We start from the raw sequence: 22019 nt of genomic DNA on the forward strand, positions 1-22019 counted from the left end.
GCTGAAGAAGGGCCCCTGTAGTGACTGCCATTCAACTGATCGTCGGCCTGGGTAATCCCGGCCCCGAATACGACCAGACCCGGCATAACGCAGGGGCTCTTTTCGTTGAGCGCCTGGCCGACCGCGAAAGGGTCAACCTCGGCCTCGACAAGAAGTACTTCGGCCTGGTCGGGAAGTTTTCCCATCAAGGCCGCGACGTTCGTCTGCTGATCCCCACCACCTACATGAACCGCAGCGGCCAGTCCGTGGCGGCGTTGGCCGGGTTCTTCCGCATTCCCCCCGAGGCCATCCTGGTGGCCCACGACGAACTCGACATGCCCCCCGGCGTCGCCAAGCTCAAGACCGGCGGCGGCCACGGTGGCCACAACGGGTTGCGCGACATCATCGCCCAGCTCGGCAACCAGAATTCGTTCCATCGCCTGCGGCTTGGCATCGGCCATCCGGGGCACAGCAGCCTGGTTTCCGGTTTCGTACTCAGCCGCGCCCCGCGCAGCGAACAGGAACTGCTCGACACCAGCATCGATTTCGCCCTCGACGTGATGCCCGAACTGCTCGCCGGTGACCTCACCCGCGCCATGCAGAAACTTCACAGTCGCAAGGCCTGACCCCAAGCAGAGGCTTACACCATGGGATTCAATTGCGGCATCGTCGGCCTGCCCAACGTCGGCAAGTCCACCCTGTTCAACGCCCTGACCAAGTCCGGCATCGCGGCGGAAAACTTCCCCTTCTGCACCATCGAGCCGAACAGCGGCATCGTGGCCATGCCCGATTCCCGCCTCAACGCCCTGGCCGAGATCGTCAAGCCCGAGCGTGTGATCCCCACCACCATGGAATTCGTCGACATCGCCGGCCTGGTAGCGGGTGCGTCCAAGGGTGAAGGCCTGGGCAACAAGTTCCTCGCCAACATCCGCGAGACCGACGCCATCGCCCACGTGGTGCGCTGCTTCGAAGACGAGAACGTCATCCACGTCTCCAACAGCGTCGACCCCAAGCGCGACATCGAGATCATCGACCTCGAACTGATCTTCGCCGACCTCGACAGCTGCGAGAAGCAACTGCAGAAAGTCGCGCGCAACGCCAAGGGCGGCGACAAGGACGCCCTGGCGCAGAAAGCCCTGCTGGAAAAACTCATCCCCCACTTCAGCGAAGGCAAGCCCGCGCGCTCCCTGCTGAAGAACCTGGGTGACGAGGAGAAGCGCCTGGTGCGCGGCTTCCACCTGCTCACCAGCAAGCCGGTGATGTACATCGCCAACGTGGCCGAAGACGGCTTCGACAACAACCCGCACCTGGACGTGGTGAAAGCCATCGCCGAGGAAGAAGGCGCCATCGTGGTACCGGTCTGCAACAAGATCGAAGCCGAGATCGCCGAACTGGACGACGGCGAGGAGAAGGACATGTTCCTGGAATCCCTCGGCCTCGAAGAGCCCGGCCTGAACCGCGTGATCCGCGCCGGCTACCAGCTGCTGAACCTGCAGACCTACTTCACCGCTGGCGTGAAGGAAGTCCGCGCCTGGACCGTCCGCATCGGCGCCACCGCCCCGCAGGCCGCCGCGGTTATCCACACCGACTTCGAAAAGGGCTTCATCCGCGCCGAAGTGGTCGCTTACGACGACTTCATCCAGTACAAGGGTGAAAACGGTGCCAAGGAAGCCGGCAAATGGCGCCTGGAAGGCAAGGAATACATCGTGAAAGACGGCGACGTGATGCACTTCCGCTTCAACGTCTGATCCACGGAAAAGCCCCGGTCTCCCGGGGCTTTTTCATTCTGGTCCGCATACGTAGGTTGGCGTAGAGCGCAGCGAAACCCAACAAGCTCGCCTCCCCTCCCCCACCTCCCGCGCCCGAACTCGCACAAAACCCCGCCGCCCAGCTAAACGATTGAAAGATCACAAAATTATCTAAGCGAAGGGGTTGACAGCCCACCTCGACATGCGGAAAATGCGCGCCACTCGGCTACATAGCTCAGTCGGTTAGAGCGCAGCATTCATAATGCTGATGTCCCAGGTTCAAGTCCCGGTGTAGCCACCATACAAAACAAAGGGTTAGCGAAAGCTAGCCCTTTGTGCTTTCTGGGGTAGTGACTACACCCTGTCTACCTCCCTTCAGTTACACCACTGCTGCTCACAGGGAACTCCATCGCGGTTCCCGTCCATCTTCACGCCAGGGCAGTGCTCCAGGAAGTAGGTCGCCTCTTCGCATGAAGTCATCTGCGAGCAATAGGTCCGTCCATCGCATGAGTAAGTGCGGGCAAGACTGGGTGAAGACGGCTTGCTGGAGAAGCTGAAGGGCGCGGAATCATTACCGAAGCTGACAATCGTCTGGCGATCCTGGTGCTTGAAGTAGAACTGCCACGCGGCGAAGCCAACAGCGAGTATGAGGATCAGCTTCTTCATGTCTGGCCTTACAACTTCCGTGTGATATGTGGGCTAAACCTATCCAACCGCCCGCAGCGGTTCAATCTCATGCTCGATTTCTTCGCCGGCCTCTGCGTAGGTAGTCGCCAAGGCGTACTCAGTCTGCAGGTTCATCCAGAACTGCGCGAAAGTATCGAAGTAGCGGCCCAGTCGCAAGGCCATGTCAGCAGTGATCCCACGACGCTCACGGACGATGTCGTTCATGGTCGGTGCGGATACATGTAGCGCACGAGCGAGCGCGGCCGGAGCGATGCCCAGCGGCTCCAGGTACTCCTCTCGCAGGATCTCTCCTGGATGAATGGGCCGCATGCCGTTGATTGCCATGATGCCCCCGCCTGAGTGGTAATCGACTATCTCAACGCTTTCAGGGCCTGCTGCAGTACGTAGGATGGGTTGAGCTTGCGATACCCATCAGCCCTTCAGCTGACGCCGCAGGCGATGCAACCCCGTCCGCAGGTTGTCCAGTTCCAGGTCCACACCGCCCATCTCGCTGAAACGCCGGTGTATCCGCGTCCCCAGTCCTCCCCCTTTCCCCCTCGGCACATCACCTGCCGCAAACGGATTTATCCCCACCCAGGTTCCCGAGCTCAGCAGATCCGTAAACATCCTCGCAAGACGTGCCCGCTCGCATAGCATTCGCCGCGCAGAAACCACCGTTATCCGCTCCGCCCGATAGCGCTCCCAGGCCTGCGCATCGAACTCAGCCAACACTGGATCGCCCAAGCGCTCGACCACTGCCAAGATAAGCAGCAGCACCCTGCGATGCGCTTTGAGTGAGCGGCCATGCTGCTCGTACCAGATCAGCACCAGATGGGAGAGGCGTTCATCCAGGGGCCGGCCAGTGAATTGGCGTAGCGCGATAAAGTCCGCCTCATAACGCCGAGCCGCCTCCCGGGTAGGGAAACCCCGCTGGCAGATGCGTCGCCCTGTGCGGCCATCCTCATGGAACTCCGCCGTCCAGCCCCTGCCCTCCCTGCGTACCGCCATGGCCGACCTCAGCGGCAGACCGGGCGCGAGCGACAAAACCCGCTGCCCTCAGCAGGCCGGCAGCGCTCCAGCACCGATGGACCCGGGCGACGGCAAGGTACTTCGCGCAAGTAGAGCCCCGGCCCAGCCGGCCAGCTGCGCAGGTCCAACGCCACCGAGCCTTTGCGATTGGCCTGTGGATAAACACCCCGCAACCTGGCCCAGGGCGCCCCCCGGTGCAGCGTCAGCACCGGCAGGGAACGGCTCCTGCCCCGAGGCAGGCGGTACATCAGGCACAGCAAGCGCAAGCCACGCCACAGGGCCGGTGTGGCCAAGGGAAAGGAGATGATCTCAGCCATCGACATAGTCCCCCGCACTGAACACCGTCTTGCCCTGGTCCAGGTCCTTGCGGATGCGATGCAAGTTGATCACGCGACGGCGGCCGATCTTCACCGAAGGCAGCGTGGACGACTCCACCCAGCCACGTACCACGTCTTCGGTGATCTGCTCGATGCCCAGCATGTGTGCCAAGGCCAGCTGCGAGCAGAAAGGGGCCTCACGAAAATCAGAGAAATGCTCTGCTTGTTTACCGAGTGAAAACCTCAGTACGCCAGACTGTTCCATGTTCTTTGCCCTATAATTCGCGACGCTCCTCAAATAGCTTGATTCAAATTATTTGATCAATCTATAGGAAAAGATCTCCGCAAATTCAAATATGTTGAGCAAGACTTGTAGGAAATGAGCACATTAGACGAGCGTATCAGGGCCATCGCATCTCTGGCGGGCATGGATCGGTTAGTGCGCGAAACGCCAATCGGCTCCAATCGCTGGAGAACGGTGCTCTACAACAAGGATGTACGCATTAGCACCCAGGAGCTTGAGGAATTAGCGCGCTTGTTCCCCGCTTATCGCTGGTGGCTAATCAGCGGTGAGATTGCACCTGAAATCGGCCAGACCAGTCCCGAATAGGACTAGGCGAGTTCTGTGGTTCCTCATGGCCATGCCCACATGATCTGAATCCTAGTCAAGCCGCTTTTTGGCGGCTTCATAGACCTCTAAGCGCTCACGCTTGCCTACCGCAATCACGGTTACCACCAAGCGCTGATCCACCACCTCGTAGACAAGGCGATAGCCCACCGAGCGCAGCTTGATCTTGTAGCAGTCCTGCATGCCCTTGAGCCGGTCGGCCTCTGCAACAAAGGGGACAGATTTATTTTTCCCCCTTTACCGAAACGACACCTTACAACTCGGGCAGTTATCCTTGCTGGAGCTCTTAGCTCCCTGATACTACGTGGTCCCCATCTCAAAACCATGACCACATGCCGGGCAACGCCAGATAAGTCGCTTAAGCAGGTAAATCAGTACGGCTCCGACTCCAACTACCAAGAGCGGGGCATCGTTGATCTGAGTTCCCCAACTTCGATGGTTTGCCGTAAAGACTCCGCCCAGAAGCACTACAGCAATGCAGCTCAAGCTAAAGGACCAGGTGCGACGCCTGTATGCCCATTTATAGGACTTGAGTTCGTTCATACGGAGGCTTCCCCCAGCTGACGTATACCTCGGCAGGCCGGGTACTTGGCACAGCCCCAGAACTGATTGCCCAGGTTCAGTCCGCGCTTGGCCGTGCGTAGGATCATTGAAGAACTACAGACCGGGCAGAGCGGATTGGCAGGTTGAACCGTTGGTTTAGGCTCTACGGGAGTGGCTGCCATGGGCTGCGCGGCCCCGGATCGGTTGGCTATCCAGCGCTTTAGCAGCGTTCCGTCGACCAACTGAATATTGCGCCCCAGGGCAAATGCCTTGGCTTCTTCGGTATAGGTTCCTGAGGTCACAACAAAACCACCCGCTGCGCCTTCAGCCGCCATTACGCCGAAGAGCTCGCGTATCACGGTGACGCCAACCTTGATGGCCTTCCATTGTTTGCACTGGACCAGATACTTGTCGGTCCCCATTTGCAGGATGAGATCGATGCCACCATCCGGGCCGCCACCACCACTCTCGGTAACGGTGAAACCCTTGCGTCGGAATGCTTCGCTAACAAGCTGTTCAAACTCGCGCCAGCTGATGCCATCAACGGTTTTGCCTGGCTGAGTAGCGGTAGCTACGTCCTTGATGAGCTTCTTGCGCTTGGCCCTGCCAGCGATTGAGCCGATGGCACCGAATACGAACGCGAGCGGGATGAGGTACTGGCCGACCATGGCCAAACTGCGGAGGACAGTCCCCGTCATAGCCTCGGAGAATTGGCCGGGATGGGTCATGGCAGGAGGTGTACTGATCGCGACTCCATGCAGGAAGAACCAGGACACTAGGGTGACTATCAGGCTGGCCCACCAGGGCAGCAGCGCGGCAAGGGAAATGAGGTCTTCAAAGGGAGAGGTCTTGCGACGACGTGCCATTCCGTGGGCTCTCGTGATATCCATATATGGCACAAGGCCACAGTCGAAGCTACGCGGTATGCTGCCCTTCGTAAATAGCCACCAGCAACGACTTTGGGCTAACTGGACCAGCGCCAGCATGCCTCCACTAAACCAAGGAGCGGTCTAGGTGAAAGCCTTAAACACCCTCTTCCTACTTGCAGGGCTGACGGCCACCGCTCAGCAATCCTTCGCATCGGAGTCCAAGCCTCTTGCCACCCAAGCGGCCGAAGCCATTCAGCCATACGCCAAGAAGTTTGGCGAAGCCGTTGACCAAACCGTGCACGGGTTCTTTGCAGGCACTGATGGCCCTCTGGGCGATGCCGCACGAAGCAATCTCCAGAGTCGACAGCAAGCCGAGCGGGAGGCCAATCGCGGGACACGTAAGCCTATGAAGGAGTGCATCAAGCCGGGGAACGTCATCGACGATGACGTGAAGGAGTGTATGGAAGGTCTAAGGGAAAAATCGTGGTGAGAAGGTAAAACTAGGTACAAAGGATATTGCAGCAATTGAAGAAGCGTTCGGCCTTCCCGATGGCTTCATCCACGGGTTAAAAGCAGAGCTAATCAACCCGTTTCTTGGCGCTGTCATAGACCTCTGAACGCTCACGCTTGCCCACTGCAATCACGGTGACAACTAGGCGCTGGTCCACCACCTCATAGACGAGGCGGTAGCCCACCGAACGCAGCTTGATCTTGTAGCAGTCCGGCAAGCCTTTGAGCCGGTCGGATTCGACTCGGGGCAAGTCGAGGCGCTCCTTCAGCTTCTTGGCGAACTGGAGCCGGATAGTGGAGTCCAGCTTGTTCCACTCCTTGAGCGCCTTAACGTTGAACTCCAGGTTGAACCTAGGCACTGGTATCGGTCGCCTGAGCGATCAGATCGTCAATGTCCACAGCTACGGTCGGTTCTCCCTGGCGAGCGCGGACCAGTTCGGCCAGACGCAGATCCTCGATCAGCTCAAGCATCGCCTCGTAACGCGCAGGCGGAACGGCATAGAAGGCCGGCTCATTGCGGTTGAGGATAACGACGGTTTCGCCATGACCTTCACGGATGGTGCCCATCGGGTCACGCTTGAGGTCAGTCACGGAGGCGGCTACATCCGCCAAAATTTGGAAAGGCATGTGAGCCTCCTAGAGCATCATTAAAAGCACCAATTACAGCACTTAAAGGATAGCTGCAAGGGGTGACTACATGAAGGGCTTTTTCTGGAAAGCTGCGGTTCTGTGAGGGAGGCAGGTGTCTGGAAGGCCCAATTTATGGGGCTTTGAGGGTCAGCAGGTTGCAGCTCGGGTGATTCATAATGCTGATGTCCCAGGTTCAAGTCCTGGTGCAGCCAACATACAAAACAAAGGGCCAGCGAAAGCTAACCCTTTGTCCTTCCCCCTTCCTTCCCAGCGCCAGCAGGCAGAGAAGCGTCAGCCCACAATCAATGGCCAACATCGACTGAAGCTCCCCCTACTCACCTCTGCACATTGCCCCTCGCTGACACCGCTCGGAATGTTCCCATTCGTCGCCTGTGGGCCTGTCCGAACACTTGATAGGAAAGGTCTGAACCCGTTTTTCCCTCTGGAAGCCGTTCATGCTTCGTGATGATCTGTCGCGGTCATCCAGGCGAGGTTTTCCCCATGCAGATTCATGTCGGCGAGCGCAGGGAAGGTGACGTACTGACATTGCGGGTTCTGGAAGGAGTCAGCGAGGCGGTGTTGATGGAGATGTTGAAGGCCGAGGGTATCGAGATCGTGGTGGGGCCGGTGGTCGATGGCACCGCGCGGCTCGAGCTTCGGGCACCGAAGCGGATGATGGTACTGGTGGAAAAGGCGCAGACCGGACCACCGCAGGTTGATTCCGGTTAGGTTGATTGGCCCCGCTTCGGCGGGGCTTTCTTTTTGGGGAAGGTGTTGGGCTTCGCTTCGCTCAAGCGGAACGCCACCCGCCCCATCCTACAAAGGCAACCTGCGGGCGGGACGGTGTTGAAGGCCTACCTGAACGATGGCCGGGTCGCCAGGATCAGCCCGCTGAAGATCAGCGCGCCACCCGCCCAGTGGTAGGCCTGCAGGCCTTCACCCAGGAGGAAGTACGCCAGCAGCGCGGTGAACACCGGCATCAGGTAGTTGGTGAGCACGGCCTTGGCCACGCCCAGCACGCGGATGCCCTGGTTCCACAGCAGGTAGGCCAGCAGCGAGGCGGCCACGCCCGTGTAACCGATGGCGGCGAGGTTATCCACAGAGAGCTCGAAGCGTTGCCCGCTGGCCAGTTCCATCAGGTAGAACGGCAGCAGAATGGGCACGCCGCAGCTCACCAGCGCGCCCAGCAGCACCAGGGGCGGCAGCTGGAAGTAGGGGGCCCAGCGGCGCAGCAGCAGGGTGTAGAGCGCCCAGTCCACCACCGCCAGCAGCATGATCAGGTCCCCTGGGTTGAAGCTCAGCGCGGCCAGTTGCGCCAGTCGTCCCTGGGCGATCAGCACCAGCAGGCCAAACGTGGCCACCAGCATGCCCAGCCAGGCGCGTCGGGGCGGCCATTCGTTGAGCAGCAGACCGGCGCCGATGAAGGTGGCCAGCGGCAGGCAGGTGTTGAGCAGGGTGAGGTTGATGGCCACCGTGGTGCGCGCGGCGAAGTACAGCAGCACGCTGTAGGTGCTGATGCCCAAGGCAGCCACCAGCACCAGGCGCCAGCCGGCGTGGCGCAGGGCGGCGCGGTGTTCCCACATGGGCCGGGCGACGAAGGGCAGGAGGATGGCCAGGGCCAGGGTCCAGCGCCAGAAGGCCAGGCTGAAGGGCGGGATGGCGTCGTGGAAGGCACGAGCCACCAGGGCGTTGCCGGCCCAGAAGAGGCTGGCAACGAGCAGGCCGAGCCAGGCCAGGCCGACAGCCCGGCTATCGTGTTGTTGCATGGTTCAGTTCTGTCCGATGGGGCGCAGGCGGTATTGCGGCGGCAGTTGTTCCATGCCGCTGACGGTGACGTTGAGGTTCTTCCAGATACCGTCCTTGATGCCGTAGATGCAGCCGTGGACGGAGAGCTCCTGGCCGCGGTGCCAGGCGTTCTGGACGATGGTGGTGTGGCTGACGTTGGCCACCTGCTGGATGACGTTGAGCTCGCAGAGGCGGTCGACCCGCTCTTCGTCGGTGGCGAAGGTGGCCAGGTGCTCGCGCTGGTCGTAGTAGAGGTCGCGGATGGTGCGCAGCCAGCCGTCGATCAGACCGTACTGGGTGTCGCGCATGGCGGCACGCACGCCGCCGCAGCCATAGTGGCCGGTGACCAGGATGTGGCGCACCTTGAGCACGTCCACGGCGTACTGGATGACCGACAGGCAGTTGAGGTCGGTGTGCAGCACCACGTTGGCCACGTTGCGGTGGACGAAGAGGTCGCCCGGCAGCATGCCGACGATTTCGTTCGCCGGCACCCGGGCGTCGGAGCAGCCGATCCAGAGGTATTCCGGCACCTGCTGCTTGGCCAGTTTTTCGAAGAAGTCCGGCTCGCGCTGCTTGATTCTTTCGGCCCAGCGCGCGTTGTTGTCGATCAGCTGTTGCAGGTCACTCATGGCTCTTCTCCTCTTCTGGCCGGCGCACCTTACGGAGCGCCGGGCGCTTTGGCAATGGCCGGAGCGGGACTCAGTCGAGCAGCGTGCAGGCCATCACCAGGGCGTCTTCGCGGCCCCCTACGGCAGGGTAGTAGTCGCGGCGCCGGCCGATTTCGTTGAAACCGTAGCGCTCGTACAGGCGGTAGGCGGACTGGTTGCTGGCACGCACTTCGAGGAAGCATTCGCCGGCCTGGAGCTCGCGGGCGCGCTCCATGAGACGCTCCAGCAGGCGCAGGCCGAGGCCGCGTCCCTGGCTCTCCGGTTTTACGGTGATGTTCAGCAGGTGGGCCTCGTCGATGATGACGTTGATCACGCCATGGCCGACCTGCTGTTCGCCTTCGAACATCAGCCAGCAGTCGTAGGACTTCAGGCTGTCGGTGAAGATGCCGCGGGTCCAGGGATGGCTGAAGGCGGCGTATTCGATTTTCAGAACGGAATCGAGGTCCGCCTCGGTCATCGGGCGGAAGGAAACGGCATCGGTCATTCAGTAGTCTTCCAGCGGCGCATCACACGGCGCATGGCTTGCCAGAGTTCACCCTTGCGTTCGGGCTCGTCCATCAACAGCTCCAGGCCCGGCAGGGCCCAGGCGGCGCCCAGGCCTTCGACCTGCAGCTCGCGGTTGAAGGCGGTCGCGTCAGCCTCGCCGGCGAAGCGCACGGCGGGCAGGCCTATCAGCCAGATGCAGGCGCAGTCGCCCTGCTCTTCCTGGCGCACGCCGACGAAACCCTGGACGAAGTCGCGGGCGGCATCCGGGCCCTGGTCCATGTTGCCGCGCGCCAGCAACGGCCAGCGCACCGGCTCACCGAGGATCTGCGGGCTGTCGGGCAGGCCGGCGGCGCGCAGCAGGTCTTTCAGCAGCAGGTAGGCCGGGTCGCGGCTCTGGAAGGGCTCGCCGGTGGGCAGTTCCACCAGCAGCAGGCAATTGCCGGCCCGCAGCAGCTGCAGGGAAAAACGTGGCGGCGGCAGCGCTTCGGCCTTGGCCGGCGCGGCTTCCGGCTCGGCGGCGGCCTCGGGTTCGGCTTCCACGGCCGCACGCGGTGCGCTGCCGGGGCGGGGAATCTCGATCCGTGGGCGCACCGAGGTGGCCGGACGAGCGTCGGCAACCGTGGTTTGCGGGGCGGTTTCGGCCGCCGGCACCGGGGTGTCCTCGAGGGGCACTTGTGGGGCCGGGGCGAGCAGTTCGGGGCGGGAGGGCGCGGCAAAGGGCAATGCCACGCGGGGTAGCCAGGTGGCTACCTGCATGGCATCGAGATACGCGCGACGACGGTGTTCAGTGATCAAACGTCAGCAACCTGTGGGTGAGCCTTGCGTACGCCTGCCTGCATCAGGTTCAACGCATTGAGGTAGGCCTTGGCGGAGGCGACAACTATATCGGTATCGGCGCCATTACCGTTGACGATTCGTCCGGCATTTTCCAGGCGGACGGTGACTTCGCCCTGGGAATCGGTGCCCTGGGTGATGGCATTGACCGAGTAGAGCTGCAGGTTGGAGGCGGACGAGGCCAGGCTTTCGATGGCCTTGAAGGTGGCGTCCACCGGGCCCGAGCCCTCGGCGTTGGCGCCCTGCTCCACGCCGTCGATGGATAGCACCAGCCTGGCGTGGGGCACTTCGCCGGTCTTGGAGGCCACCTCCAGGTAGACCAGCTTGAAGTGTTCCGGGGCTTCCTCGCCCAGGGTGTCGGAGACCAGGGCCTGCAGGTCTTCGTCGAATATCTCGTGCTTCTTGTCTGCCAGTTCCTTGAAGCGGGCGAAGGCGGCGTTCAGGTCGGCCTCGCTGGCCAGCTGGATACCCAGCTCGTCCAGGCGGGTGCGGAAGGCGTTCCGCCCGGAGTGCTTGCCCAGCACCATCTTGTTGGTGTGCCAGCCCACCGACTGCGCGGACATGATCTCGTAGGTCTCGCGGTGCTTGAGCACGCCGTCCTGGTGGATGCCCGACTCGTGGGCGAAGGCGTTGGCGCCGACTATCGCCTTGTTCGGCTGCACCGGGAAACCGGTGATGCCCGACACCATGCGCGAGGTACTGAGGATGTGCGGGGTGTCGATGTTGGTGTACACGCCGAGCACGTCCTGGCGGGTCTTGATGGCCATGACGATCTCTTCCAGGGCGGCGTTGCCGGCGCGCTCGCCCAGGCCGTTGATGGTGCATTCCACCTGCCGCGCACCGACCGCCACGGCGGCCAGGGAGTTGGCCACGGCCAGTCCCAGGTCGTTGTGGCAGTGCACCGAGAACACCGCCTTGTCGGCATTGGGAATGCGCTCCAGCAACTGGCGCAGGGTGTCGGCGTACTGGTGCGGGATGGCGTAGCCCACGGTGTCGGGGATGTTGATGGTGCGGGCACCGGCGTCGATGGCCGCCTCGATGATGCGGCAGAGGAAATCGATCTCGGAACGCCCGGCATCCTCGCAGGAGAACTCCACGTCGGCACAGAGATTGCGCGCGCGCTGCACCGCGCGGATGGCCTGCTCCACCACCTGGTCCGGCTGCATGCGCAGCTTGTACTGCATGTGGATGGGGCTGGTGGCGATGAAGGTATGGATACGCCCGGAGTTGGCGCCGGCCAGGGCTTCGGCGGCGCGGTCGATGTCGGCATCCACGGCGCGGGACAGGCTGCACACGGTGCTGTCCCTGATGCTGTCGGCGATGGCCTTGACCGCCTCGAAGTCGCCGGGGCTGGCGATGGCGAAGCCGGCCTCGATCACGTCCACCCGCATCCGCTCCAGGGCCTTGGCGATGCGCAGCTTCTCTTCCTTGGTCATGGAAGCGCCGGGGCTCTGTTCGCCATCGCGCAGGGTGGTGTCGAAGATGATGACGCGATCTTGGCTGCTCATGGCTCGCTCCTCACGGCCCCGGCGTACGTGCGCGGGGGCTCGGGCTGATAGCGCCGTACTGCTTGTGGCAACGGCGCCAGATCAGGGAATTGTGGCGTGAAAAGCCGTGGGCGGAAAGGTCGGCGGGCAGGTGGTGATTCGTCCGGGGCGGCGACCTGCGGCGAGCTATCGCCATCCGCCTCACAGTGCCGCGTTCAGCGCTGGCGATAGAGGCCGATCAGGTGGTCGGCGATGGCGCCACGGATGTTCGCCACTTCCAGCCGCGAATGGCGGCCGAGCCGCGCCGGGTCGATGCGGTGCAGGTGCAGCGAGGGCATGCGTGCCTCGTACTCGCGCAGGTCGCCCTTGACCAGCACCGGCAGGAATTGTTCGCCACGGGCCTGGTAACGCTGGATCAGCAGCTTGAGGCCGTCCTGGAAGGGCAGCTCGGCGGAGGGGCTGAGGCGGTGCTCCCCGGGAATCTTCAGGTACAGGCCGGTGGCACCCAGCACCTCGCCGGGGAGGATGTGGATGCCGGTGGGCAGCACCGCATCGGCGGGGATCTCGTGGAAGGTGTCGTACCAGGCCATTTCGTCGGGGAGGATGGTGATGCTGCCGTGTTCTTCCTCCGGCACCACGAAGCTGTAGCGGCTGTAGAGTTTTTCCACGTACCCCGAATAGACGCACAGGCGATTTTCAAAATGCAGCAGGAAGTCGATGGCTTCCTGGCGATTGGTGATGGCGTCGAGCTCCCAGTCCAGGTCGGTCAGGTGTTCCAGTTCGGCCCAGCGGGCTTCGGCGGTGAGTGCGGATTCGGGGCTCATGGTTCCAGCGATCGGGCTGTGGACAGTTCCATAACGCAGAAAACATGCCAGGCAATTCAAGTACTTGGAAAGGGGTTGCAGCCCTGTTCCGGGGCATTTGATAGCACGATGCCAGTCGCAAACTGCCGAAAAACGTCAGTCCCGGACGGCTGTCGCTCCTCTGATCGGTTGAAGCTCAATCGCCACCGGCAACCTGAAGTACAATCGCCTCTTTTTTCAGCGAACCCGGCCAATCGATGATCGATCCCAAGCGCGTATTGCGCGCCCTAGCCGAACACTGGACGTTGCTCGAGCCGCTCTGCGAGCGCTTCGATGCCGGCACCCTGAGCCTGGTGGAGTTGCGTGTGCAGCTCGCCGCCCAGTTGCCGGAGGGCACGCCCACCGACGTGACCGCCCTGCTCGACCTCTGGGTGCGCCTGGACATCCTGGTTCCCGTGGCGAAAAGCCCGAACCGTTTCGAGCTGAACGCGCAGATCCACGACTTCCTCGCTTACCTGCGGCGCGAGCACCGCCTCGGCCTGTGCCTGGAGATCGAGGCCTACCTGCGCCACCTGGAACGCCTCGCCGGCTATATCCAGGAAGCCTTCGAGATCCGCGACGGCAACGACCTGGCGCGCCAGCTGCGCCTGCTCGACATGCGCGTGCGCGACGTACTGAAGAAGCTCGACAACGATGAGCAGGCCCTGGTGGCCGTGGCCGACCGGGCCAAGACCAGCGATCGACAGATTCCCCTGCGCCAGCGCTATGCCGAAGTACTGGCCACCTGGGACGAGTATGTCGAGCCGATGATCCAGCTGGTGGCCGCCGACGGCGCCTTCGAGCAGGGTGTACGCCGCGTCGAGCAGGTGCTGCTGCGCCTGTTGGGCGAACAGCAACGCCTGGGCCAGCTGGTGGACGACGACCTGGTGCTGCGCACCCATGCGCGCATCCTGGAAATGCAGACCAGCGCCCAGCTGACCCTGCGCAAGGCCCGCGAACTGCTGTTGCCGCTGCGCGAGGAAGCGCGCCGGCACAACGCCGTGACCCGTGGCGCCGCCCTGGCCCTGTCGGTGATCCGCAAGAAGGGTTTGGACGCTGTGCCGCACGCGGCCATGCCGCTGTTCACCCGGCCACAGACCACCTTCCTCGGCAGCGGCTCCCAGGTGGAGGCCTACGTCTACGCCCTGGCGCGCTTCCAGCCCAAGCCGGCGCACTTCCCCAAATCCAGTGGCCCGCGCAAGACCGTCGCACCGCGCTCGCCGAAGACCGCGCGGGAAATGCTCGACCGTTGCGAGCAGGCCCTGCCGCTGCCGGACCTGATGGTCTGGCTGCTGGAACAGGAGCCCGAAGGCGCCACCGACGAGCTGCTCTACTGGTTCTCGCGCCTGTCCCGCGATGCCCGTTTCTCGCGCGACCGCCTGGAGCGCCGTGACTACCTGACCGCCGAGCACCAGGTGAGCCTGAGCTCCTATGCCCTGATCAAGAGCCCCGCAGCGGCCGAGAAGACTTCCTGATGAACATCGACCTGAAAGAAATGACCCAGCTCGCGCCGATCTTCCGCGAGCTGTTCAAGGGCTACCACCTCTCGCGCAGCGAGCCGGAGTGCTACGCCCAGCTGTCCACCATGCAGGACCAGTACCGTGCCCTGTTCAAGGCGCTCGGCTTCGAGCTGGTCTGCGACCCGCGCGGCTTCTACTACTTCGTGCCCGAGCAGATGGGCGCCCAGGTGAACAAGACCGCCCAGCGCCTGGCACTGTTCACCTTCATCCTGGTGGAGCACCTGGCCGACCAGGGCCGCGACCCGCTCTCGGTACTGGATGGCGGCAGCATCGGCCGCGACGAGCTGCCGGCGCTGCTGGAGAAGTACCGCGACCTGTTCATGCAGGCCGAGGTGACCACCCATGAAGAGCTGGAAGAGAAGGTCATCCGCCGCCTCACCCAGCTGGGCTTTGCCGAGGACAGCAACGGCGTGTACCGCTTCCTGCCGCCCATGCACCGTTTCCTCGACGTGTGCCTGGCGGTGCAGCACGACCGCGACCTGGCCGCCAGCCTGCACACCACCGACCTGGAGCTGCGCGCACCGGTGCTGATGGACGACGACAGCGGCGACGCCATCATCCCCATCGACAGCGCCGAGCCTGAAGCCGAGCCTGCCAACGAGTCCGAAGAAGACGCCCTGGCCCGCGCCATGGCCGAAGAACGCGCCGCCCAGGAGGAAGACGCATGAGCCAGGAACGCTACGGCATCCGCCGCTTCGCCCTGCTGAACACCGCCGGCTACAGCCTGGGCCTGTTCCCGCTGGAAACCCCGCTGTCGATCTACGGCGCCAACAACCTCGGCAAGTCGGCGTCGATCAACGCGCTGCAGTTCCCGATCCTGGCGCGCATGTCCGACATGAGCTTCGGCAAATACAGCCTGGAGCAGTCGCGCAAGTTCTACTTCGCCACCGACACCAGCTACATCCTCGTCGAAGTGTCCCTGCCCCACGGCCCCCATGTGATCGGCGTAGCCGGTCGCGGCCCGGGCGGCGGCTTCGGCCACCAGTTCTTCGCCTACCGCGGCGAGCTGGACCTGGACCACTACCAGCGCGACGGTACCTGCCTGCGCCAGCGCGAGCTGTTCAACAACCTCGAGCGCGAGGGCATCAAGGCCTACGAGCTCAAACCCGATGAGCTGCGCCGCCTGCTGGTGGGTGGTCACACCTCCATCCCTCTGGACCTGACGCTGATCCCGCTGCGCTCCACCAGCGAGCAGAGCCTGAAGACCTTCCGCTCGTTGTTCATCAACCTGCTGCACATGCGCGAGATCACCGCGGCCAAGCTCAAGCAGCTGTTCCTCGACGCGTTCGAGCACAGCCTGCGCTCGGGCAGCGTGGACTACATCGCCGCCTGCGAAGAAGCCTTCCGCGACGTGCGCCGCATGGAACAGGACTACCAGGCGCTGGTATCCGCCGGCCCGCTGGTGGAAGCCCTGGCCAATGGCGTGAGCCAGCGCGAGATCCTGCGCGGCAAGCTGCACCGCATCTCGCCGCTGCTGGATTCGCTGCTCGGCACCTGGCAGGACTACTCCGGCGCCCGCCGCGAGGAGCTGGTGATCCAGGCCGAGCACTACCGCAATGAACAGGATGGCCTGCAGAACGATCAGCGCGGCGGCACCCAGGAAATGATGCGCCTCGAGCGCGCCATCACCGAAAACCAGCGCTGGCTCGGCGAGCTGGCGGTGCTGAAGAACCGCTTCGCCCTGGTGGACGACGCCAAGGTGCTGGAGCAACAGCTGCTGGCCGCCAAGGACGCCCACGACGAACTGGCCGGCGCCCTGGCACAGTCCCGCCAGTTCTCCGCCGAGGACCTGGACGAGCGCCTGCGTGACCTGGAAAAACGCCTGAAGGCGGTCAAGCAGCAACTCGACCATGCCGACAACAACAGCTACTCGCGCCTGCGCGAAGAGTTCTCCCAGGCCGATGTGGATCGCCTGATGCGCTTGTTCAACGGCCAGCTGTTCAGCCTGCCGCTGGGCGAGAAAGGCATCCAGCTGGACGACGGCGAGGCCTGGGTGAAAACCCTGGAATCCGTGCTCGACCAGTTCAAGGGCAGCCAGTTCGAGGTGCCCGGCCTGTCCGTCGACCTGTCCAGCATCGAGCCGCCGGCCCTCCAGGCCCTGGCCGACCGTGCCGCCCTGCGCGATCAGAAGGATCGCCTGGAACGCGAGTTCAAGCAGCTCAAGACCCAGCAATCGGTGGCCGCCGACCGCGCCGCGAGCAAGGCCCAGGCGGAGAAGCTCTACCAGGACGTGCTCGATGCGCAGAAAGCCCTCGAAGACTTCCGCAAAGCCCAGACCCTGTCCGCCGAGGAACCGGCCAAGCTCGAACAGCTGGCGCAGCTGGAAGCCACCCAGGATGAACTGAAGCGTTCCGCCGATGCCTTCACCGAGCGCGTCCAGCAGCTGTCCGCCAAGCTGCAACTGGTGGGCCGCCAGCTCGCCGACCTGGAAGCCAAGGAACGCACCCTGGAAGACGCCCTGCGTCGCCGCCAGCTGCTGCCCGCCGACCTGCCCTTCGGCAAGCCCTTCATGGACCCGGTGGACGACAGCCTGGACAACCTGCTGCCGCTGCTCAACGACTACCAGGACACCTGGCAGGCGCTGCAGCGCATCGATGGCCAGATCGAAGCCCTGTACGCCCAGGTGCGCCTGAAGGGCGTGGCCAAGTTCGACAGCGAGGACGACGCCGAGCGCCGCCTGCAGCTGCTGATCAACGCCTACGCCCACCGCCAGGACGAAGCCCTGACCCTGGCCAAGGCGCGCCGCGCAGCGGTCACCGACATCGCCCGGACCCTGCGCAACATCCGCAGCGACTACGACAACCTGGAACACCAGCTGGCGCTGTTCAACCGCGAGATCAACAAGCGCCAGGTATCCAACCTGGCGAGCTTCCGCATCGTCCTCGCGCCGAACAAGGAAGCCCTGCGCCACATCGACCAGATCATCCACAGCGCTGGCCAGTACGAGGAAGGCGAGACCCTTTCGGTATTCGACCTGACCAACTCCAGCGACCAGGATGCGAAGAACGAGGAAGCCAAGGAGTACCTGGCCCGCCTGGTGGCGGCCAACGGCAACCAGCTGGGCCTGAAGGACCTGTTCGAGCTGGCCTTCGAGATCACCAAGGTCAACGGCCAGCCGGTCATCCACACGGACATCGATGGCGCCGCCTCCAACGGCACCACCATGACCATCAAGGCGCTGACCAACATGTACCTGCTGCTGCACCTGATGGACCGCGAGCAGGCCGGGCGCATCCGCCTGCCCTATTACCTGGACGAGGCGGCGGACATCGACGAGCGCAACCAGCAGGCGCTGATCGAGACCAGCCAGCAACTGGGCTTCACGCCCATCCTCGCCTCGGTGAAGCCGCAGGTGTCGGCCAACGTCGCCATCGACCTGGAAGGCGGCAGCGGCCCGAACGGCATCTACATCGACGAGGCGGACTGGAAGTTCATCAAGCGTCGTGAAGTGGCCAAGGCCGCTAGCGAGCAGCAGGACGAGGCGGTCGAACCCGCCTGAGCCAACCGCTGACATGCAAAAGGGCCGCAATCGCGGCCCTTTTGTTTATTGCGCGGGTTATCGCGCCAGGGGAATCTTCGGCGCCCAGGTCAACCACTCTTCCTCCACATCCTCGTGAAGGGCGAAGGTCTGGCCATTCAACGCGGCGTTGCCCATCTGCCCTTCGTTGGGAGTGGCAAAGGCGATGCCGCCCTCCACCAGCGACTCCAGGGAGCCGGTGCGCACCTTCACCCCCTTGAACAGGCTGGCGTTCACGCCGACCCCGCTGGTGATCCAGAAGCGGCTGCCGCTGTGCACCAGCGGCGCATAGCGCGGCTCGATGAGCACCTGGATGAAGACCCGGTCGGCGGTCTTGCCCAGTTCGTAGGAGAGCACCTTGCCCACCGGCACGTCGCGGTAGCTGACCAGCACGCCGGGCTTGATGGCACCCCGGCTGGGGGCACTGAGGGTGATCCGCAGGCCTTGTTCGCGGACGGCCGGGTCGGGAGCCTGGGCCTGCGCGGTGAAGCGGGTCTGGGCGGCGCCGGGTTTGTCGGCGGGCTGTACGGCCAGGTACTGGCCGCCGACCAGGGTGTCCAGGTTGGCGGTGCGCAGCAGGCCGAGCTCCGGCCCAACGACCCAGAAGCGGGTGCCGGCGCGGGCGATGCGGTCCGCGGCCTGGGTCAGGCGCGCCTTGAGGACAACGCCGGAAAGGTCGTTGTTCAGGGTCACCGACTCCACCTCACCGACATCGATGCCCTTGAAGCGGATCGGGGTGCCTTCCTTGAGGCCTTCAGCCTGGGACACGGCGATCTCGATCAGGGTGCCTTTGACGATGGCTTCCGCTTCGTCGGTGTGCAGGGTGAAGCGGCGCGGTCGGGTGACCGGCTTGGCCTTCGGGTCCGGGGTGGTGAAGGTGATGCCGCCGGCCAGCAGGGTCTGCAGCGATTCGCTCTTCACTTCGACACCGGACAGCCCCCCTTTGATGGTGATGCCGCTGGAGTTCCAGAAGCGGGTGGACTCGTTCACCAGCTTGGTGAACTCGGGCTCGATATGAATACCGATCACCACGCGTTGCTGGTCACGGGACAGCTGGTAGCTCTGCACACTGCCCACGCGCATCTGACGGAACAGCACCGGGCTGCCGACTTCCAGGGAACCGAGATGGTCGGTGGTGAGCACCAGATGCAGACCGGGGGCGTCGGTGTTCAGCGGCGGAGCCTTGGGCCGGACCTTGAACTCGCGGGTCGGCGTTCCTTCCCTGGCGAAGCGCACGGCGATGTAGTTGCCCTTCACCAGTGCCTCGATGCCGGTGATACCGGCCAGGGAGATGGAGGGTTTCACCGTCCAGAACTCCGTGCCTTCCACCAGGAAGTCTTCGGTGCGCGGCTCCATGGTCAGCTCGGCGGTGGCGCCGGTGAAGTCCTTGTCCATGTCGAGTTTCTTCAGGGTCCCCACCTGCACGCCGTTGTACATCACCGGCGTATTACCCGGGTTGAGACCGCTGACGTCGTCCATGCGCAGGAGCACTCTCAGCCCCGCCTCGGCGGATTCGAAGCCGTCGTAAAGCCGGAACGGAATGCTCGGGTCGGTGGGCGGGCTGTCCTGGCGGTGCTCCGGCGTGGCGAACGCGATGCCGCCGGCCATGATGCTGAGCACCGACTCTGTCCGTATCTTCACTCCCGACAGGCCGGCGGTGACATTCAGGCCGCTGGCGTTCCAGAAGCGCGTGTGTTTGCGCACCAGATGCGCGTAGGGCTGCTCGATGTGCACCTTGATCTCGACGGTGCGCTGGTCTTCGGCGAGCTGGTAGCTCTTCACCTGGCCGACCTGGATCTGCCGGTAATAGACCGGGCTGCCCTGCTCCAGGGAGCCCAGGCGCTCGGCCTTGAGCATCAGGTGCAGGCCCGGCAGGGTGTCCGATAGCGGTGGCGGCTCGGCCAGGGCGGTGTAATGGCGAGCGGGCTCGCCCTTGACCGGGTCGATGGCGATGTAGATGCCGGATACCAGGGTTTCCAGGCCGGTGACACCTGCCAGGGAAACACGCGGACGCACCAGCCAGAAGCGGGTGTCCTTGCTGAGGTAGGGCTCGGCTTCCTTCATGACCTCGACGGTCGCGACCACCCCTTTGATGTCGTCGCTGACATGCAGGTCGACCACCTTGCCGACCTGGATGCCCTTGTACATCAGCTGGGTCTTGCCGACCTGGATACCCTCGCCGTTCTCGAAGCGGATCTGGATGTCGATGCCGGCCTCGCTCATCGCCTTCCAGGCCAGCCAGAGGCCGATGAGCAGCGCTATCAGCGGCAGTACCCAGATGGCGGACCAGTTCGTGGTTTTCTTGGTTTTGGGCGATGGCAACTCAGGCATTCTCGTCGTCCGTCTCGGTGTTGTCCCAGATAAGCCTGGGGTCGAAAGTTACCGCTGCGATCATGGTGAGTACCACCACGCTGGCGAAGGCGGCGGCCCCCAGGTTCGCTTCGATGCTGGCCAGGTTGCCGAAGTTCACCAGCGCCACGAGGATGGCGATAACGAAGATATCCAGCATTGACCAGCGGCCGATCCACTCGATGAAGCGGTACATCAGAATGCGTTGCCGCGGCGACATGGGCAGGCGCCGCTGCACTGAGTAAAGCAGCAATGCGATACCTACAAGCTTGAAAGTGGGTACCAGGATGCTGGCGACGAATACCACCAGCGCCACGGGCACCATCTCGGCGTGGATCAGCTCCAGTACGCCGCCCATGATGGTGGAGGGCGCACCGTTACCAAGGAAGTTCACCGTCATGATCGGCAGCAGGTTGGCCGGCACATAGAGGATCGTGGCGGTGAGCAGCAAGGCCCAGGTACGCACGATGCTGTTGGGACGACGCGGATAGAGCGTGGCGCCGCAGCGACGGCACTCACCGTGATCGTCGTCGGGGTCGGCGCGGTTCAACAGGTGGCATTCGTCGCAGACGATGATGCCGGCATCAATGGCTCGCATGGGCACTTCCTTCTGCGTCCAGGGCATCCCAGACCTGGTGCGGGGACATGGTCACCTCCAGCCATATCTGGGCCAGCAGCAGGGCGATGAAACAGGCCAGGCCGACGCCCAGGTGCAGTTCGGCCAGCTCGATCAACTTGACGATGGATACCAGGATGCCCATGAGGTAGACCTCGAGCATCCCCCACTCCCGCAGGTGGTGGTAAAGGCGGTAGAGCATGACTCCCATGCCGCGGGCACGACGGGTGCGGATGCACAGCAGCACCACCAGCTGGCAGAGCAGCTTCACCAGGGGGATCACCATGCTGCACAGGAACACCAGGAAGGCGACGCCTTCCATGCCGCTGTTATAGAGGCCGACAACGCCGGTCCAGACGGTGTCATGGGCATTCTGGCCTAGCAGGTTGAGCGACATGATGGGCAGGAAGTTGGCAGGCACGAACAGCAGCAAGGCGGTCAGTACCAGGGCAAGGGCACGACGCTCCATGTGGGAGCGGTGCACCACCAGCTCATAGCCGCAGCGGGGACAGCAGGCCTTCTGCTCCTCACCAAGTTGGGGGTGATGCATCAGCAGATCGCACTCGTGGCAGGCGATCAGATCGTGCAGGGGTAGATCGGCTAGCGGGCGTTGTTCAGCCTGTTCAGGCATGGCGGCAAGGCTCTCTGGATATCGCAGGTATTCTAGACGAGCAATGCTCGTGCGGTCGTATCTCAGAGGTATCCGGACACTTCAGGCGCAAGCATGCTTGGCATTCTTTTCGCGCACAAAGACAAACCCCCGATACGCGAGGCGTATCGGGGGTTTGAGATAGAAGCTTGACGATGACCTACTCTCACATGGAGAAGCTCCACACTACCATCGGCGATGCGTCGTTTCACTACTGAGTTCGGGATGGGATCAGGTGGTTCCAACGCTCTATGGTCGTCAAGCAATTCGGTTGGGATCTCGCGGTGAGGCGCGATCCCGAATCAGGTATGTGACAGTCTAGGTATTTGCGGTTCTTGCGAACTTTC

24 protein-coding genes, 1 tRNA gene, 1 rRNA gene and 1 pseudogene are annotated in these 22019 nt (G+C 63.3%); 9 read left to right on the forward strand and 18 right to left on the reverse strand.

Translation table 11 applies throughout. The features are described from left to right. The first annotated feature begins 20 nt into the window (after positions 1–20). The 3 genes from pth (at position 21) to PCA10_RS24040 (ending at position 2028) form a co-directional block, all read left to right on the forward strand. Positions 21–605 (forward strand): aminoacyl-tRNA hydrolase, encoded by a 585-nt coding sequence (gene pth, locus PCA10_RS24030; RefSeq protein WP_016494693.1) that lies wholly within the window; start codon positions 21–23, stop codon positions 603–605. Between the two features lie 21 nt (positions 606–626). Beyond that, positions 627–1727, forward strand: a complete 1101-nt coding sequence (ychF, locus tag PCA10_RS24035) for a redox-regulated ATPase YchF (protein ID WP_016494694.1) — start codon at positions 627–629, stop codon at positions 1725–1727. A gap of 224 nt (positions 1728–1951) precedes the next feature. After that, positions 1952–2028, forward strand: a tRNA-Met gene (locus tag PCA10_RS24040). A 74-nt stretch (positions 2029–2102) separates the two neighbouring features. On the opposite strand, the gene PCA10_RS24045 is transcribed toward PCA10_RS24040, so the two are convergent. From PCA10_RS24045 to PCA10_RS30495, 4 genes are all read right to left on the reverse strand, one after another. Then, positions 2103–2393: an excalibur calcium-binding domain-containing protein gene (locus PCA10_RS24045; RefSeq protein WP_016494695.1), complete on the reverse strand. Its 291-nt coding sequence runs from the start codon at positions 2391–2393 to the stop codon at positions 2103–2105. A 39-nt stretch (positions 2394–2432) separates the two neighbouring features. Then, positions 2433–2738 (reverse strand): HigA family addiction module antitoxin, encoded by a 306-nt coding sequence (locus PCA10_RS24050; RefSeq protein WP_016494696.1) that lies wholly within the window; start codon positions 2736–2738, stop codon positions 2433–2435. An 87-nt stretch (positions 2739–2825) separates the two neighbouring features. Further along, a complete protein-coding gene (locus PCA10_RS24055) occupies positions 2826–3401 on the reverse strand; it encodes a phage integrase (RefSeq protein WP_016494697.1) in 576 nt (191 codons plus the stop codon). A gap of 330 nt (positions 3402–3731) precedes the next feature. Then, positions 3732–4004, reverse strand: a complete 273-nt coding sequence (locus tag PCA10_RS30495; protein ID WP_144277003.1) for a MerR family transcriptional regulator — start codon at positions 4002–4004, stop codon at positions 3732–3734. Between the two features lie 114 nt (positions 4005–4118). Here PCA10_RS30495 and PCA10_RS24060 point away from each other — a divergent pair, with 114 nt between their 5' ends. Beyond that, on the forward strand, positions 4119–4349 hold the full coding sequence (locus PCA10_RS24060) for a hypothetical protein (RefSeq protein ID WP_016494699.1): 231 nt from the start codon (positions 4119–4121) through the stop codon (positions 4347–4349). Positions 4350–4400: 51 nt separating this feature from the next. On the opposite strand, the pseudogene PCA10_RS24065 reads toward PCA10_RS24060, so the two are convergent. Beyond that, positions 4401–4571, reverse strand: a pseudogene (locus tag PCA10_RS24065) (type II toxin-antitoxin system RelE family toxin); the annotation flags it as partial. A gap of 335 nt (positions 4572–4906) precedes the next feature. Continuing rightward, positions 4907–5776, reverse strand: coding sequence for a restriction endonuclease (locus PCA10_RS24070; RefSeq protein ID WP_016494701.1), 870 nt, complete (start codon positions 5774–5776; stop codon positions 4907–4909). A 148-nt stretch (positions 5777–5924) separates the two neighbouring features. Here PCA10_RS24070 and PCA10_RS24075 point away from each other — a divergent pair, with 148 nt between their 5' ends. Continuing rightward, positions 5925–6269 (forward strand): hypothetical protein, encoded by a 345-nt coding sequence (locus PCA10_RS24075; RefSeq protein WP_016494702.1) that lies wholly within the window; start codon positions 5925–5927, stop codon positions 6267–6269. Positions 6270–6357: 88 nt separating this feature from the next. On the opposite strand, the gene PCA10_RS24080 is transcribed toward PCA10_RS24075, so the two are convergent. Continuing rightward, complete coding sequence (locus PCA10_RS24080) at positions 6358–6648, reverse strand: type II toxin-antitoxin system RelE family toxin (protein ID WP_016494703.1); 291 nt, start codon at positions 6646–6648, stop codon at positions 6358–6360. Further along, positions 6641–6916, reverse strand: coding sequence for a type II toxin-antitoxin system Phd/YefM family antitoxin (locus PCA10_RS24085; protein ID WP_016494704.1), 276 nt, complete (start codon positions 6914–6916; stop codon positions 6641–6643). Before PCA10_RS24085 ends, PCA10_RS24080 begins: the two co-directional genes overlap by 8 nt. A 504-nt stretch (positions 6917–7420) precedes the next feature. Between PCA10_RS24085 and PCA10_RS24090 the strand changes: the two genes are divergently transcribed. Beyond that, positions 7421–7648 carry a hypothetical protein gene (locus PCA10_RS24090; protein ID WP_016494705.1) on the forward strand — a complete coding sequence of 76 codons (228 nt, stop codon included), beginning with the start codon at positions 7421–7423 and terminating at the stop codon, positions 7646–7648. Positions 7649–7773: 125 nt separating this feature from the next. On the opposite strand, the gene PCA10_RS24095 is transcribed toward PCA10_RS24090, so the two are convergent. From PCA10_RS24095 to PCA10_RS24120, 6 genes are all read right to left on the reverse strand, one after another. Next, the gene (locus tag PCA10_RS24095; protein ID WP_016494706.1) at positions 7774–8685 is read right to left on the reverse strand and encodes a DMT family transporter; all 912 of its coding nucleotides are present in this window, start codon (positions 8683–8685) and stop codon (positions 7774–7776) included. A 3-nt stretch (positions 8686–8688) separates the two neighbouring features. Beyond that, complete coding sequence (gene can, locus PCA10_RS24100) at positions 8689–9333, reverse strand: carbonate dehydratase (protein ID WP_016494707.1); 645 nt, start codon at positions 9331–9333, stop codon at positions 8689–8691. A 70-nt stretch (positions 9334–9403) separates the two neighbouring features. Next, positions 9404–9856 carry a ribosomal protein S18-alanine N-acetyltransferase gene (rimI, locus tag PCA10_RS24105; RefSeq protein WP_016494708.1) on the reverse strand — a complete coding sequence of 151 codons (453 nt, stop codon included), beginning with the start codon at positions 9854–9856 and terminating at the stop codon, positions 9404–9406. Further along, positions 9853–10653 (reverse strand): hypothetical protein, encoded by an 801-nt coding sequence (locus PCA10_RS24110; protein WP_041770429.1) that lies wholly within the window; start codon positions 10651–10653, stop codon positions 9853–9855. Before PCA10_RS24110 ends, rimI begins: the two co-directional genes overlap by 4 nt. Beyond that, complete coding sequence (locus PCA10_RS24115; RefSeq protein WP_016494710.1) at positions 10650–12200, reverse strand: 2-isopropylmalate synthase; 1551 nt, start codon at positions 12198–12200, stop codon at positions 10650–10652. The genes PCA10_RS24110 and PCA10_RS24115 overlap by 4 nt, the downstream gene beginning before the upstream one ends. 194 nt (positions 12201–12394) lie before the next feature. Continuing rightward, on the reverse strand, positions 12395–13003 hold the full coding sequence (locus PCA10_RS24120; protein ID WP_016494711.1) for a hypothetical protein: 609 nt from the start codon (positions 13001–13003) through the stop codon (positions 12395–12397). A 236-nt stretch (positions 13004–13239) separates the two neighbouring features. On the opposite strand from PCA10_RS24120, the gene mksB reads away from it, so the two are divergent. Genes mksB through mksF form a run of 3 tightly spaced genes read left to right on the forward strand, consistent with a single transcriptional unit; the run spans position 13240 to position 18040 of the window. Continuing rightward, a complete protein-coding gene (mksB, locus tag PCA10_RS24125) occupies positions 13240–14496 on the forward strand; it encodes an Mks condensin complex protein MksB (RefSeq protein ID WP_016494712.1) in 1257 nt (418 codons plus the stop codon). After that, positions 14496–15209 carry an Mks condensin complex protein MksE gene (gene mksE, locus PCA10_RS24130; protein ID WP_016494713.1) on the forward strand — a complete coding sequence of 238 codons (714 nt, stop codon included), beginning with the start codon at positions 14496–14498 and terminating at the stop codon, positions 15207–15209. Before mksB ends, mksE begins: the two co-directional genes overlap by 1 nt. Further along, positions 15206–18040 (forward strand): Mks condensin complex protein MksF, encoded by a 2835-nt coding sequence (mksF, locus tag PCA10_RS24135; RefSeq protein ID WP_016494714.1) that lies wholly within the window; start codon positions 15206–15208, stop codon positions 18038–18040. Before mksE ends, mksF begins: the two co-directional genes overlap by 4 nt. A gap of 57 nt (positions 18041–18097) precedes the next feature. Here mksF and PCA10_RS24140 read toward each other — a convergent pair whose 3' ends face one another. From PCA10_RS24140 to rrf, 4 genes are all read right to left on the reverse strand, one after another. Next, on the reverse strand, positions 18098–20389 hold the full coding sequence (locus PCA10_RS24140) for a PqiB family protein (protein WP_016494715.1): 2292 nt from the start codon (positions 20387–20389) through the stop codon (positions 18098–18100). Further along, positions 20382–21005: a paraquat-inducible protein A gene (locus PCA10_RS24145; protein WP_016494716.1), complete on the reverse strand. Its 624-nt coding sequence runs from the start codon at positions 21003–21005 to the stop codon at positions 20382–20384. The genes PCA10_RS24140 and PCA10_RS24145 overlap by 8 nt, the downstream gene beginning before the upstream one ends. Next, positions 20992–21654: a paraquat-inducible protein A gene (locus PCA10_RS24150; RefSeq protein WP_016494717.1), complete on the reverse strand. Its 663-nt coding sequence runs from the start codon at positions 21652–21654 to the stop codon at positions 20992–20994. Before PCA10_RS24150 ends, PCA10_RS24145 begins: the two co-directional genes overlap by 14 nt. 165 nt (positions 21655–21819) lie before the next feature. Further along, a 5S ribosomal RNA gene (rrf, locus tag PCA10_RS24155) occupies positions 21820–21935 on the reverse strand. Positions 21936–22019: the final 84 nt, after the last annotated feature.

Source organism: Pseudomonas resinovorans NBRC 106553, assembly GCF_000412695.1.
Lineage (GTDB): Bacteria > Pseudomonadota > Gammaproteobacteria > Pseudomonadales > Pseudomonadaceae > Metapseudomonas > Metapseudomonas resinovorans_A.

Excerpts from the sequence above, each read along its gene's own strand:
- PCA10_RS24120 (WP_016494711.1), bottom strand. The coding sequence starts at position 13,003 with ATGAGCCCCGAATCCGCACTCACCGCCGAAGCCCGCTGGGCCGAACTG.
- can (WP_016494707.1), bottom strand. The coding sequence starts at position 9,333 with ATGAGTGACCTGCAACAGCTGATCGACAACAACGCGCGCTGGGCCGAA.
- PCA10_RS30495 (WP_144277003.1), bottom strand. The coding sequence starts at position 4,004 with ATGGAACAGTCTGGCGTACTGAGGTTTTCACTCGGTAAACAAGCAGAG.
- PCA10_RS24115 (WP_016494710.1), bottom strand. The coding sequence starts at position 12,200 with ATGAGCAGCCAAGATCGCGTCATCATCTTCGACACCACCCTGCGCGAT.
- PCA10_RS24150 (WP_016494717.1), bottom strand. The coding sequence starts at position 21,654 with ATGCCTGAACAGGCTGAACAACGCCCGCTAGCCGATCTACCCCTGCAC.
- PCA10_RS24055 (WP_016494697.1), bottom strand. The coding sequence starts at position 3,401 with ATGGCGGTACGCAGGGAGGGCAGGGGCTGGACGGCGGAGTTCCATGAG.
- PCA10_RS24045 (WP_016494695.1), bottom strand. The coding sequence starts at position 2,393 with ATGAAGAAGCTGATCCTCATACTCGCTGTTGGCTTCGCCGCGTGGCAG.
- PCA10_RS24095 (WP_016494706.1), bottom strand. The coding sequence starts at position 8,685 with ATGCAACAACACGATAGCCGGGCTGTCGGCCTGGCCTGGCTCGGCCTG.
- PCA10_RS24145 (WP_016494716.1), bottom strand. The coding sequence starts at position 21,005 with ATGCGAGCCATTGATGCCGGCATCATCGTCTGCGACGAATGCCACCTG.
- rimI (WP_016494708.1), bottom strand. The coding sequence starts at position 9,856 with ATGACCGATGCCGTTTCCTTCCGCCCGATGACCGAGGCGGACCTCGAT.
- PCA10_RS24070 (WP_016494701.1), bottom strand. The coding sequence starts at position 5,776 with ATGGCACGTCGTCGCAAGACCTCTCCCTTTGAAGACCTCATTTCCCTT.
- PCA10_RS24090 (WP_016494705.1), top strand. The coding sequence starts at position 7,421 with ATGCAGATTCATGTCGGCGAGCGCAGGGAAGGTGACGTACTGACATTG.
- PCA10_RS24060 (WP_016494699.1), top strand. The coding sequence starts at position 4,119 with ATGAGCACATTAGACGAGCGTATCAGGGCCATCGCATCTCTGGCGGGC.
- mksF (WP_016494714.1), top strand. The coding sequence starts at position 15,206 with ATGAGCCAGGAACGCTACGGCATCCGCCGCTTCGCCCTGCTGAACACC.
- mksB (WP_016494712.1), top strand. The coding sequence starts at position 13,240 with ATGATCGATCCCAAGCGCGTATTGCGCGCCCTAGCCGAACACTGGACG.
- PCA10_RS24050 (WP_016494696.1), bottom strand. The coding sequence starts at position 2,738 with ATGGCAATCAACGGCATGCGGCCCATTCATCCAGGAGAGATCCTGCGA.
- ychF (WP_016494694.1), top strand. The coding sequence starts at position 627 with ATGGGATTCAATTGCGGCATCGTCGGCCTGCCCAACGTCGGCAAGTCC.
- PCA10_RS24085 (WP_016494704.1), bottom strand. The coding sequence starts at position 6,916 with ATGCCTTTCCAAATTTTGGCGGATGTAGCCGCCTCCGTGACTGACCTC.
- PCA10_RS24140 (WP_016494715.1), bottom strand. The coding sequence starts at position 20,389 with ATGCCTGAGTTGCCATCGCCCAAAACCAAGAAAACCACGAACTGGTCC.
- mksE (WP_016494713.1), top strand. The coding sequence starts at position 14,496 with ATGAACATCGACCTGAAAGAAATGACCCAGCTCGCGCCGATCTTCCGC.